This window comes from Brucella sp. LJL56 (genome assembly GCF_054871705.1).
This window is the reverse complement of record NZ_JBTXLQ010000001.1, coordinates 1,251,307-1,264,372: the sequence shown is the minus strand read 5'-3', so window position 1 is coordinate 1,264,372 and position 13,066 is coordinate 1,251,307. Positions and strand designations below refer to the sequence as shown.

Here is a 13,066-nt window from a genome sequence, read left to right as displayed (position 1 = left end):
CAAGGAGTCGAGGCGTGATCCGGCACATCGTTTTTTTCAGCGTCAGGCAAGGTCAGGATATCGAGACGGTCAGGAAAGGGCTGGAGCAGCTTGCCACCATTCCCCATGCTGACCTTTTTGAAGTTCTGCCAAATTCCAAGGTCGATCCGATGTGCGACCGCATCGATCTCGTCGTCTATGCCGAGTTCAAGGATGAGGAGGCGCTTTTCGCTTTCAAGAAACATCCGACCTACGACGCGACGACACAACTGGTGCGTCCGATGCGCGAATTGCGCCTTTCCGCAGATGTTGTGACCGATAAGCGCTGATTACCAGTCGGTCAGCGGTTTTTCCTGCAGCGGTAGGCCGCCGAACAGATCGGGTTCGCTAGAGATTTTGGCGCGCTCGATATTGAGAAGCTTCAGTTTCGTCGCAGTCCCTCCTGCCGCCGAAAAGCCGCCTACCTTGCCATTGGAACCGAGAACCCGATGGCATGGTACAATGATCGGGAACGGGTTTTTGCCCAGCGCATAGCCGACAGCCTGCGACAGGCTCACATCCCCGATCCGCCTGGCAATCGCACCATATGTCGTCGTCTCGCCCGGTTTTAGTTCAAGAATGATTTCATAAACCTGCCGGTTGAGATCGGGTTGGGTATCGAGCGCCAGCGGTGTGCCTGAAAAATCGACATCAGCGCCTGTCAGAAGTGCACGCACACCCCGGACTGCTTGGGTAACGAAAGCTGGCATGTCGGTATCTTCTGCGCCGGGAAACCGCTCACCGAGCCGATAACGAGTTTCCTTCTCGTCAGTGTCTCCGATCTCGACACCCACAATCTTCTGGCCGCGCCAAGCAATGCCGCACGGTCCGATCTCTGTTTCGAAAATGGTGACGCCTGACGATTCCATGGAAGTAATATTAGCATGGTTTTGAACGGGACAAACGCCGGTTATCGGGTAACGATAGGAACGTTCACGTGAAAAGTCGTAACAATTGCGGAAAATGGCGCAGTGAAATGGTTGAAGAACGACACGAATAATGATTGTGTGATGGCGACCGGCCAATGCCCTTAAATGGCCAAACGGATTGACGAGAGTTTCCGGCACCTGTCACGGCGGGAGCGGAACCGAGGAATTTAAATGGACGATTACGAGCGATATGCCACAGGGTTGATGATCGTTTTTGGTGCGCTGATTATCGGCGGCCTTATGGCGGCGAACCTGTACCACGGTGACAAGCCGGGCTTTTTATTCGCGCTGGGTGCTGCGGTTGTCAGTTGGTTCGCGGCGTTTGCCGTCCTGTTTGACAGGCCGCGCGTTTATGGCGTGATGATCGCGGTTGCGATCGGACTGGTTGCGGCTTCAATCGGTGCCTACGTCACCTGATTTCTAAATTATTTCATTCAGGAAAAGCCCCGGACTATCCGGGGCTTTTTTGATTCAGAGATATGGCGAGTAGCACTGGCGCCGCGGCCCGTAATTGGGCTGGAACGTGTTGTCGTAGGCCCGATAAGAGCGATAGCGGTTGTAGCACCAGCGCACGTGCGGGTTGCCGCCACGGTAGATCGGAGCCGGACGGTAGCGATAGGCGGGCGGCGGTCCCCAATAACGGCGATCATACCTATAGTATGGACGGTAGCGCGGACGATCATGCCGCCAGTGACGGCGATGCTCCCGCCAATAGCGGCGGTCACCACGGTAGTCGTAATACTGAACATTCTGTACATTCAGTGCCGAGGTCTGTGCGGACGGCGTCGTCATCAGAGACGGCTGTGCCGCATTCGCGGTCCCGGCAACAGCGGATAATCCCATGCCGAGTGACAAACATGCGGCAAACAGGGAATAAGCAAACCTTTTCATAGGTCTCTCCTCACAGCGCATACCGAAAAGTGTGAAACGGTTTTCGGATAAGATGCGCGTAAAAATGAACAACACATATCGTCCCTGCGGTTATTCTAGGCCGGACATTGTGGCAGAGCGGTGGCCTTGCGCAGTCACGATTTCTTGGTCTCGGCAATAGATCGGTGATGCCCGAATAACAAACTGGGAAATATTTGCTCCGAATTGACATAAAGATATGTTTATGTCATTAAGCGACTTCCGTGATATGCGTATGAAGGGCAATTCGGGTTTGCGTGTCCGAGCAAATTCTGTTGCCTGATAACAGATTGAATACAGGCGGTGTTTTATGGCGTCTTCCCTCGAAGATCTTTTTGGTGCAACGGCAGCGCAGCCGGATGGCTCAGAAGTGCTTGCAGCTCTCACCAAGGCAGCGCGGGAGCGCATCCTGATCCTCGACGGTGCGATGGGAACCCAGATTCAGGGGCTTGGTTTTCATGAAGAACATTTCCGGGGTGAGCGCTTCGGCGCCTGCGACTGTCAGCTTCAGGGCAATAATGACCTTCTGACCCTGACGCAGCCCAAGGCTATCGAGGAAATCCACTACGCTTACGCCATCGCGGGCGCGGATATTCTCGAAACGAACACCTTTTCGTCCACGACAATTGCCCAGGCCGATTATGGCATGGAAGAGCAGGTCTACGAACTGAACCGCGACGGTGCGCGCCTTGCGCGTCGCGCCGCCTTGCGCGCCGAGCAGAAGGACGGTCGCCGCCGTTTCGTTGCGGGCGCTCTTGGGCCGACAAACCGCACCGCTTCCCTTTCGCCGGATGTCAATAATCCCGGCTTCCGCGCTGTCACCTTCGATGATCTGCGCATTGCCTATGCCGAGCAAATCCGGGGGCTGATCGATGGCGGTTCCGACATCATCCTGATCGAAACCATCTTCGACACGCTGAATGCCAAGGCGGCAGTCTTTGCATCGGAGGAAGTGTTCGAGGAAAAGGGCATCTTTCTGCCGGTGATGATTTCCGGCACGATCACCGATCTTTCCGGCCGCACCCTGTCGGGCCAGACGCCGACGGCTTTCTGGCACTCGCTGCGTCACGCCAAGCCGTTCACTATCGGCCTCAATTGCGCGCTCGGCGCAAACGCCATGCGCGCCCATCTCGACGAATTGTCGACGATCGCGGATACGTTCATCTGCGCCTATCCGAATGCCGGTTTGCCGAACGAGTTCGGCCAGTATGACGAAACGCCGGAAGCGATGGCCGCCCAGATCGAAGGCTTCGCGCGTGATGGCATGGTCAATGTGGTCGGCGGTTGCTGCGGCTCGACGCCGGAACATATCCGCGCCATTGCTGAGGCTGTTGCAAAACACCCGCCGCGCAAGCCTGCCAAGGTCGCGCCGCTGATGCGCCTTTCGGGTCTTGAGCCCTTCACGCTGACCGAGGATATTCCTTTCGTCAATGTCGGCGAGCGCACCAACGTCACCGGTTCCGCCCGGTTCCGCAAACTGATCAAGGCCGGTGACTTTGCCGCCGCTCTTGATGTGGCGCGCGATCAGGTGGTCAATGGCGCCCAGATCATCGACATCAACATGGATGAAGGCCTGATCGATTCCGAAAAGGCCATGGTCGAATTCCTCAATCTGATTGCTGCCGAGCCGGATATTGCCCGCGTGCCGATCATGATCGACAGCTCCAAATGGGAGGTGATCGAGGCTGGCCTGAAATGCGTTCAGGGCAAGGCAGTGGTCAACTCCATCTCGATGAAGGAAGGCGAGGAAGCTTTTATTCATCATGCGAAGCTCGTTCGCGCCTATGGCGCGGCAGTTGTCGTGATGGCTTTCGATGAAACCGGACAGGCCGATACCGAGGCGCGCAAGATCGAAATCTGTACACGGGCCTATAAGATTCTGACCGAACAGGTCGGCTTCGCACCGGAAGACATCATCTTCGATCCGAACATCTTTGCGGTGGCGACCGGTATCGAAGAACACAATAATTACGGTGTCGATTTCATTGAAGCGACACGCAAGATCATGGCGACCTTGCCGCATGTCCATGTCTCGGGTGGCGTGTCGAACCTTTCCTTCTCGTTCCGCGGTAATGAGCCGGTGCGCGAGGCGATGCATGCCGTGTTCCTGTATCACGCCATTCAGGCGGGGATGGATATGGGTATCGTCAATGCCGGTCAGCTCGCGGTTTACGATGCCATCGATCCAGAGTTGCGTGAAGCCTGCGAGGACGTAGTGCTGAACCGCCGTTCAGATGCGACGGAACGTCTGCTGGAACTCGCCGAGCGCTTCCGCGATTCAGGTTCCAAGGAAGCCAGGGTGCAGGATCTCACTTGGCGCGAATGGCCGGTGGCAAAGCGCCTTGAACATGCGCTGGTCAACGGCATTACTGAATATATTGAAGCCGATACGGAAGAGGCGCGGCAGTCTGCCGAACGCCCGCTGCATGTTATCGAAGGCCCGCTGATGGCCGGCATGAACGTGGTTGGTGATCTGTTCGGTGCGGGCAAGATGTTCCTGCCCCAGGTGGTCAAGTCCGCCCGGGTGATGAAGCAGGCTGTGGCCGTCCTCCTGCCCTATATGGAGGAGGAAAAGCGCCGCAATGCTGAAAATGGGGTCAGCGACAGCGAACGTCAGAGCGCCGGCAAGGTGCTGATGGCGACCGTGAAGGGCGATGTGCACGATATTGGCAAGAATATCGTCGGGGTCGTGCTTGCCTGCAACAATTACGAAATCATCGATCTCGGTGTCATGGTGCCGTCGCAGAAAATTCTGCAAGTCGCACGTGACGAAAAGGTGGATATCATCGGTCTTTCCGGTCTCATCACGCCTTCGCTCGACGAAATGGCGCATGTGGCAGCAGAAATGGAGCGCGAGGGTTTTGATATTCCGCTTCTGATCGGCGGCGCGACGACCAGCCGTGTCCATACGGCGGTGAAGATTCATCCGCGTTATGAGCGCGGACAGGCGGTCTATGTCATCGACGCCAGCCGTGCAGTTGGTGTGGTTTCGAGCCTGCTGTCGCCGGAAGGTAAGCAGGCCTATATTGACGGTCTGCGCGGAGAATATGCCAAGGTCGCGGCGGCTCATGCGCGCAATGAAGCAGAAAAACAGCGCCTGCCGATCGCTCGTGCCCGTGCCAATGCGCATAAGCTTGACTGGGATAGCTTTGTTCCGACAAAGCCGACATTCACCGGCACGAAGACTTTCGACGATTACGATCTGGCCGAAATCGCCCGTTATATCGACTGGACGCCGTTCTTCCAGACCTGGGAGTTGAAAGGCCGCTATCCGGCAATTCTTGAAGACGAGAAGCAGGGCGAAGCCGCCCGGCAGCTCTGGGACGACGCGCAGGCGATGCTGAAGAAAGTCATCGACGAAAATTGGTTCACGCCGAAAGCTGTCGTCGGCTTCTGGCCAGCCAATGCGGTGGGCGATGATATCCGGCTTTTCACCGACGAGAGCCGCGAGCGGGAGCTCGCCACTTTCTTCACGCTGCGCCAGCAATTGAGCAAGCGCGATGGTCGTCCGAATGTGGCGATGTCCGATTTCGTGGCTCCTGTCGAAAGCGGGAAGCAGGATTATGTCGGCGGCTTTGTCGTCACGGCAGGTATCGGTGAAGTGGCGATAGCCGAACGTTTCGAACGCGCCAATGACGATTACTCGGCCATTCTCGTGAAAGCGCTGGCTGATCGTTTTGCGGAAGCCTTTGCGGAATTGATGCATGAGCGCGTCCGTAAGGAGTTCTGGGCCTATTCGGCTGACGAAGCCTATACGCCCGAAGAACTGATCGGCGAGCCTTACAAGGGTATTCGTCCGGCTCCAGGCTACCCCTCCCAGCCGGACCATACCGAAAAGACCGCGCTGTTCCGCCTTTTGGACGCCACCGCGAACACTGGCGTGGAACTGACTGAAAGCTATGCGATGTGGCCCGGTTCTTCAGTATCGGGTCTCTATATCGGCCATCCGGAAAGCTATTATTTCGGTGTGGCCAAGGTCGAGCGCGATCAGGTCGAGGATTACGCAAGCCGCAAGGGAATGGCGGTTGAGGAGGTCGAGCGCTGGCTTGCGCCGATCCTCAATTACACCCCGGGGGCGAGTTCGGAAGAGGCTGCGGCGTGATAAATGCCGCAGTTAAATTAACCTAATCTCATATACTCGTAGTTTTGACAGATGCGCTGCGCGCGTTTGGCTGGTTTGTATTTATGCATCGGCTACAAACCAGCCGACGCGGCTGCATCGGCTTGGCGTTTCATATTTTAGCATCTGGCTCTATCGCAGCGTCGGAATTTTCGCCTTACGTAATAATTAAGAGAAGAATAAAGTTAAGTGTAATTTAGGACAATATAATATTGGCTAATGAATAATCCCATATTTATGATTAGTATTTGGAGAAGATTACAGGAGTGTGTTATCGATTTGTTGGCATTTTATTTAAATGCTTCGAATTTCAATAATCATCAATTGTTATATTTTTCTTTGGGAAGTCTGCAATGAAATGGGAACAAATTTATGAATCCATGCAATCTGCTGACGATGCCGGACAGCTCCTTGAATACATAAATGCCTATGCCAAGCAGTGCGGTTTTGCACATACGGCCTATGTCATGCGCGTTCCTTTGTTAAACGGTGTGGTCAAGTGGCTTAGCTTTGGTTCATTGCCGCAAGAATGGATCGATCACTATGCGGCCAGAAAATATGCGGATCTGGACCCATTGGTTCGCAAGGCATTGAACAGCATTGAGCCTTTGGTCTGGTCGCCAAAGCTGTTTGCAGATGCGCCGCAGATTTGGGCGGATGCACAGCGCTTCGGCCTCAAGGTCGGAATTTCCCAGCCATGCTGGGCGGCTCAAGGTGTATTCGGAATGTTGTCTTTCCTGAGAAGTGGTCCGGCATTGTCTTCTGGCGAGATTTCGATGTTGCGGCGTCAGATACAGATCGCAGCCAATCTTCTGCATCTGTCCATGTATGAACATCTCGATGTTCCGACGATGAATTGCGTTTCGGAAGTGAACCTGACGATGCGTGAACGGGAAATTCTGCGTTGGACGAGTGAGGGAAAGACTGCCGAGATCATCGGCACCATCCTCAACATTTCTACACGCACGGTGAATTTTCACATCAGCAACGTGCTTACAAAACTGGTTGCGGTCAACAAGGTTCAGGCGGTGGCCAAGGCCCGCACGTTTGGTCTTCTCTAAATCTTTTCCAAGTCCCTCGGCGGTTTGATCCGAAGGGCAATTTTCAGCGGCTTTCCGGTTTGCGCTTTTTCTGAAACGGGCTACTAATTCATTATCTTTCCCGGAGGATCAATGAATGACTGCTCAGCCAAACTCTCTAGAAGCCCGCGATATCCGTTATCATCTCCATTCCTATACCGATGCTGTCCGCCTCGAAGCGGAAGGCCCGCTTGTCATCGAGCGTGGCGATGGCATTTACGTCGAAGATGTATCGGGCAAGCGCTATATCGAAGCGATGTCAGGACTTTGGAGCGTCGGCGTGGGCTTTTCGGAACCACGTCTGGCGGAAGCTGCTGCACGGCAGATGAAGAAGCTGCCTTTCTATCATACATTTTCCTACCGTTCGCACGGCCCGGTCATCGATCTGGCCGAAAAGCTTGTCTCCATGGCGCCCGTGCCGATGAGCAAGGCTTACTTCACCAATTCAGGCTCCGAGGCCAACGATACGGTCATTAAGCTGATCTGGTATCGTTCCAATGCGCTCGGCGAACCGGAACGCAAGAAAATAATCTCGCGCAAGCGTGGCTATCATGGCGTGACGATTGCCTCTGCCAGCCTGACGGGTCTGCCCAACAACCATCGTTCCTTCGATCTGCCGATCGACCGCATTCTGCATACCGGTTGTCCGCATCACTATCGCGAAGGGCTGGCCGGTGAGACTGAAGAACAGTTTGCAACGCGACTGGCGGATGAACTGGAGCAACTGATCCTTGCCGAGGGTCCTCACACCATCGCCGCCTTTATCGGCGAGCCGGTGATGGGTGCCGGTGGCGTGGTCGTGCCGCCCAAAACCTATTGGGAAAAGGTGCAGGCAGTTCTCAAGCGCTACGATATTCTGCTGGTCGCCGATGAAGTCATTTGCGGTTTCGGACGGACGGGCAATCTGTTCGGCAGCCAGACTTTTGACATGAAGCCGGACATTCTGGTCATGTCGAAGCAGCTATCGTCATCCTATCTCCCGATATCGGCCTTCCTCATCAATGAGCGTGTCTACGCGCCGATTGCCGAGGAAAGCCACAAAATCGGCACGCTTGGTACGGGCTTCACCGCATCAGGCCATCCGGTGGCAGCAGCAGTCGCGCTGGAAAACCTTGCCATTATCGAAGAGCGTGATCTGGTCGCCAATGCGCGCGACCGCGGTACCTATATGCAGAAGCGCCTGCGTGAGTTGCAGGATCACCCGCTGGTCGGCGAAGTGCGTGGTGTTGGTCTCATTGCCGGTGTCGAGCTTGTCACCGACAAACAGGCCAAGACAGGTCTTGAACAGGCTGGTGCGCTGGGAGCTCAGGCAAATGCGGCTCTTCAGGAGCGGGGCGTCATTTCCCGCGCAATGGGCGACACGCTTGCCTTCTGTCCGCCACTCATCATCAACGATCAGCAGATCGATACGATGGTGTCCGCACTCGAAGCGACGCTCAACGATGTTCAGGCGAGCCTTGCCAAGTAATAATTTGCTGTGGAGCTGCCCGAATGACGGGCAGCTCCACAGCGAAAAGCCGTTAAATATCACAAAAATTGTATGATTTTCCGTGGCTTGGCCGAAAACCAGCTTTTTCCAGCGCGCGCAAGTTTGTTCCGGCCCTGCTTGCAAATACGGTAAGTTTTTCGCGCAAGCCGGTCGCAATACGCGATAGGGTTCTTTCACTTTCCCGCATCATTTCACGACAATGCGCGCATCGCGGCTTTTGCCGCACCTGCGCCGGATGAAGGCATTCGCCATCCCTCCCGCCAGTATCGAATCCCCATCCGGTTGCCGGGAGTAAGTAGTCGTGCATCATGCATCCCTGACCAAGAACCTGACACATCTTCAGCGCCTTGAGGCGGAAGCGATCCATATTTTTCGCGAGGTCGCAGCAACCTTCTCCAATCCGGTAATGCTTTACTCGGTCGGCAAGGATTCGTCGGTGATGCTGCATCTGGCGATGAAGGCATTTTATCCAGCGCCGCCGCCCTTTCCTTTTCTGCATGTTGATACGACATGGAAGTTTCGCGAGATGATCGCGTTTCGCGATGCCCAGGCACGTGAAAAGGGTTTTGAGCTGCTCGTTCATATCAACGAAGATGGCGTGCGCGAGGGTATTGGTCCTTTTAGCCATGGATCGAATGTCCACACCCATGTCATGAAGACAGTCGCCTTGCGGCAGGCGCTCGACAAATACAAGTTCGATGCCGCTTTTGGTGGTGCTCGTCGCGACGAGGAGAAATCGCGCGCCAAGGAGCGCATCTTTTCTTTCCGTAACGCGCAACATGGCTGGGACCCCAAGAACCAGCGTCCGGAAATGTGGAAAATCTATAATACGCGTGTTTCCGCCGGAGAGTCGATCCGCGTCTTTCCGCTGTCGAACTGGACCGAACTCGATATCTGGCAATATATCCTGCAGGAGAATATCCCCATCGTGCCGCTTTATTTTGCAGCGCATCGCCCGGTGGTCGAACGCGATGGCATGCTGATCATGGTCGATGACGAGCGTATGAAGTTGCGTCCGGACGAACAGGTAGAAAACCGACTGGTACGATTCCGCACGCTTGGCTGCTATCCGCTGACGGGTGCCATTGAATCAAGCGCGGCAGACCTCTCCGATATTGTCGAAGAAATGCTGATTGCCCGTACGTCCGAGCGGCAAGGCCGCGCGATCGATCGCGACGAAGCCGGATCGATGGAGAAAAAGAAGCGCGAGGGCTATTTCTGATGAATGCGATAATCAAGCCTGTTGCGACCAATGCCGCGGTTAGCGATTTTCTGGCCGATCAGGAGCGAAAGACACTTCTGCGCTTTCTCACCTGCGGGTCAGTAGATGATGGTAAGTCAACGCTCATCGGGCGTCTGCTCTACGACACGAAACTGATCTTCGAGGATCAGCTTGCTTCATTGAAGAACGACAGCCGCAAGTTCGGTACCACGGATGACGACTTCGATTTTGCGTTGCTGGTCGACGGGCTGGAAGCCGAACGGGAGCAGGGGATCACCATCGATGTCGCCTATCGCTTCTTTTCGACGCCACGCCGCAAATTCATCGTCGCAGACACGCCGGGTCATGCGCAATATACGCGCAATATGGCAACCGGTGCCTCGACTGCCGATCTCGCTATCGTGCTCATCGATGCCCGTCAGGGCGTGCTGACTCAAACGCGGCGCCATTCCTTCATTGCCGCCGCACTTGGCATCCGTCACATCGTACTGGCTGTGAACAAGATCGATCTGGTCGATTTTTCGCAAGAGGCCTTCGAGCGCATCGTCGCGGACTATATGAGCTTTGCCGAAGAACTTGGCTTTGTCAGCATCCAGCCGATTCCGCTTTCGGCGCGTTTCGGCGACAATGTCACCCTGCCATCGCCACGCATGGACTGGTATGAGGGACCGCATTTGCTCGAACATCTGGAAACCGTGCGCATCGACACGGAGGCAGCGGCCAAGCCCTTTCGTTTTTCGGTGCAATATGTGAACCGGCCCAATCTCGATTTTCGCGGTTTCTCCGGCACCGTGGCATCCGGTTCGATCAGCGTCGGTGATTCTGTCGTGGTTGCCAAATCAGGCAAGACATCCCGCGTAAAGCGTATTGCCACCTATGACGGTGATCTGCCGCGCGCGTCCGAAGGGCAGGCTGTCACACTGGTTCTGGAGGACGAGATCGAGGTTTCGCGCGGCAATATGCTGGTGGGAACGGAAGCTCGGCCCGAAGTGGCCGACCGGTTCTCGGCCAATATAGTCTGGTTTGGCGAGGAGGCGTTGCATCCCGGCCGGTCTTATATTCTGCGTACGGAGACCGATCAGACGCCGGTAACGATCAACGAGATCGTATACCGAACCGATGTCGATAGCTTCACCCGTCAGGAAGCATCCCGCCTCGATCTCAACGAGATCGGACTTTGCCGTCTCCAGACGGTGGATCAGATTGCGTTCGATCCTTACGCCGATAATCGTGTAACGGGCGCGTTCGTATTGATCGACCGGCTTACAAACGCGACTGTTGGTGCTGGAATGATCGATAGCGCTCTTCGTCAGGCGACGAATGTGCATCTGCAATCCTTCGACCTCGACAAGCAGACACGCGCAGCACAGAAATTCCAGAAACCGGCTGTACTGTGGTTCACGGGTCTGTCCGGCTCCGGCAAATCCACCATCGCAAACCGACTGGAACAGCGTCTCCATGCGCTCGGTAAGCACACTTATTTGCTGGATGGCGACAATGTCCGCCACGGTCTCAACAGCGATCTGGGTTTCTCCGAGGAGGATCGGGCAGAGAATATCCGCCGTGTTGGAGAGGTCGCCCGGTTGATGACTGATGCCGGACTGGTCGTGCTGGTCTCCTTCATCTCGCCATTTCGAGCCGAGCGGGATCGTATTCGCGCCCGGTTGCCGGAAGGTGAGTTTGTGGAGATTTTCGTGGATACACCGATAGAGGAATGCATCGCCCGCGATCCGAAAGGGCTTTATGCACAGGCTCTGCGCGGCGAAATCAAGGCTTTCACCGGCATTGATTCTCCTTATGAAGCACCCATTTCACCGGAACTTCGCCTGAATACGACAGATGGTGACGTTGACGAACTCGTGGCAGAAGTAGAAAAGTATCTTGCCGAACGTGGTATCATCGGCAGTTATGGCAGCGATTCCTGGTCAATCTGAGCAATGAAGATTTCAGCCTCCCCCAAAACCGATCCAAACGGCAAAGCAATGCTTGGCGTCCTGCAGGAAGCTGCGCTGGAGGCGGGGCGCGTTATCATGAGGCACTATGCCAATGGTTGCGCGGTTCAGAGCAAAAAAGATGCTTCGCCCGTCACGGAAGCAGACCGTGACGCGGAGGCCATCATTCTTGCGGCAATCGCTTCAGTTGCCCCAGATATTCCTGTTGTGGCAGAAGAAGAAGTGGCGGCGGGACGTTTGCCGTCGCAGTTGGGCCGGCGGTTTCTATTGGTCGATCCCCTGGATGGAACACGTGAATTTCTGCTGCGTAACGGCGATTTCACGGTGAATATAGGTCTGATCGAGGATGGCGTTCCGGTTCTCGGCATCGTTTATGCACCGGTTCGCAATCGCTTGTTTATTGGAAACAGCAATGACGCTGAAGAAATAACAACGACCAAAGATCATGCGATTGGATCACGGCGTGGGATAGCCGTGCGTGTTCACGGGCCAGAGCGCGTGGCCGTCTGCAGCCGGTCCCATAAGAACCCTGAGACGGAAAAATTCCTGAACGACAATGGGATCAGCAGTTGTGTTTCCATTGGCTCGTCGTTGAAGTTTTGTCTGATCGCGAGTGGAGAGGCCGACATCTATCCACGTTTCGGCCCGACGATGGAATGGGATACGGCAGCGGGCGATGCCGTTTTGCGCGCCGCTGGCGGCCTTACCACGACGTTCGAGGGTGCGCCGCTCTTCTACGGTCAACGCATTAGCGAAGGCGTCGCTGGTTTTGCCAACCCTAATTTTGTCGCTTTCGGCGGTGGAGCATTGCCTATTTTTGCCGCTGTGTGACGCCTATCGATAACAAACTGAAAAAGTATCCTGTTTTCATATGCAGAACGCCTGAAAGCCGTTTCCGACTTTTCAAGTCAGGCATTTAAAAAAACGGCAAGATGCACTTGCAGCTTGAAATTTGGGGCGTTATAAGCCGCCTCAATGGTTACGGCCACATGGTCACGGAGTGTAGCGCAGCCTGGTAGCGCACCTCGTTCGGGACGAGGGGGTCGGAGGTTCGAATCCTCTCACTCCGACCATTTTCTTGAGAGATGCAGGCGCTCTTTCATCTGATGTTTCACTTCCAGTTCAGTGGTAACAAAGAATATTGGCTTGCAATAAGTCGTTATATGCGAATTGCACGACGCAATTCCCGCAACAGAACTTCAGCGTGGGCTACCTTTGCAGTTGATACTGTGTTAATCGCTTCTTCGAAGAGCATTGGCGCATTGAGGTAGACTTTGCCTAATTAATACCGGTCTCAATCCAGTTTCACCTGTGCAACCTGTTAGCAAGAAGCTTTCGGGTATGTGAA

General features: G+C 55.1%; 10 protein-coding genes and 1 tRNA gene. 9 read left to right on the top strand and 2 right to left on the bottom strand.

Annotation, left to right across the window (positions count from 1 at the left end; all coding sequences use genetic code 11):
* Nucleotides 1-14: 14 nt before the first annotated feature.
* On the top strand, nucleotides 15-308 hold the full coding sequence (locus tag ACYSN1_RS06110; protein ID WP_461724839.1) for a Dabb family protein: 294 nt from the start codon (nucleotides 15-17) through the stop codon (nucleotides 306-308).
* Here the strand turns inward: ACYSN1_RS06110 and ACYSN1_RS06105 are convergent, their stop codons facing one another.
* Complete coding sequence (locus ACYSN1_RS06105) at nucleotides 309-887, bottom strand: methylated-DNA--[protein]-cysteine S-methyltransferase (RefSeq protein WP_461724838.1); 579 nt, start codon at nucleotides 885-887, stop codon at nucleotides 309-311. It lies immediately after the preceding gene.
* 231 nt (nucleotides 888-1,118) lie between these two features.
* Here ACYSN1_RS06105 and ACYSN1_RS06100 point away from each other — a divergent pair, with 231 nt between their 5' ends.
* Nucleotides 1,119-1,364, top strand: a complete 246-nt coding sequence (locus ACYSN1_RS06100; RefSeq protein WP_140020297.1) for a hypothetical protein — start codon at nucleotides 1,119-1,121, stop codon at nucleotides 1,362-1,364.
* 54 nt (nucleotides 1,365-1,418) lie between these two features.
* Here ACYSN1_RS06100 and ACYSN1_RS06095 read toward each other — a convergent pair whose 3' ends face one another.
* The gene (locus ACYSN1_RS06095) at nucleotides 1,419-1,838 is read right to left on the bottom strand and encodes a BA14K family protein (protein ID WP_461724837.1); all 420 of its coding nucleotides are present in this window, start codon (nucleotides 1,836-1,838) and stop codon (nucleotides 1,419-1,421) included.
* Nucleotides 1,839-2,166: 328 nt separating this feature from the next.
* Between ACYSN1_RS06095 and metH the strand changes: the two genes are divergently transcribed.
* The 7 genes from metH to ACYSN1_RS06060 all read left to right on the top strand — a co-directional run bounded on the left by metH (nucleotide 2,167) and on the right by ACYSN1_RS06060 (nucleotide 12,791).
* Nucleotides 2,167-5,958 carry a methionine synthase gene (gene metH, locus ACYSN1_RS06090; protein ID WP_461724836.1) on the top strand — a complete coding sequence of 1,264 codons (3,792 nt, stop codon included), beginning with the start codon at nucleotides 2,167-2,169 and terminating at the stop codon, nucleotides 5,956-5,958.
* Between the two features lie 371 nt (nucleotides 5,959-6,329).
* Nucleotides 6,330-7,037 (top strand): LuxR family transcriptional regulator, encoded by a 708-nt coding sequence (locus tag ACYSN1_RS06085; RefSeq protein WP_461724835.1) that lies wholly within the window; start codon nucleotides 6,330-6,332, stop codon nucleotides 7,035-7,037.
* A 115-nt stretch (nucleotides 7,038-7,152) separates the two neighbouring features.
* Nucleotides 7,153-8,523, top strand: a complete 1,371-nt coding sequence (locus ACYSN1_RS06080; RefSeq protein ID WP_151645954.1) for an aspartate aminotransferase family protein — start codon at nucleotides 7,153-7,155, stop codon at nucleotides 8,521-8,523.
* Between the two features lie 322 nt (nucleotides 8,524-8,845).
* On the top strand, nucleotides 8,846-9,766 hold the full coding sequence (cysD, locus tag ACYSN1_RS06075) for a sulfate adenylyltransferase subunit CysD (protein WP_461724834.1): 921 nt from the start codon (nucleotides 8,846-8,848) through the stop codon (nucleotides 9,764-9,766).
* The gene (gene cysN, locus ACYSN1_RS06070; protein WP_461724833.1) at nucleotides 9,766-11,700 is read left to right on the top strand and encodes a sulfate adenylyltransferase subunit CysN; all 1,935 of its coding nucleotides are present in this window, start codon (nucleotides 9,766-9,768) and stop codon (nucleotides 11,698-11,700) included. Before cysD ends, cysN begins: the two co-directional genes overlap by 1 nt.
* Before the next feature lie 3 nt (nucleotides 11,701-11,703).
* Entirely contained in the window at nucleotides 11,704-12,549 is an 846-nt protein-coding gene (gene cysQ / locus ACYSN1_RS06065) for a 3'(2'),5'-bisphosphate nucleotidase CysQ (RefSeq protein WP_461724832.1), read from the top strand.
* 165 nt (nucleotides 12,550-12,714) lie between these two features.
* Nucleotides 12,715-12,791 (top strand) — tRNA-Pro (locus ACYSN1_RS06060).
* The last annotated feature ends 275 nt before the right edge of the window (nucleotides 12,792-13,066 follow it).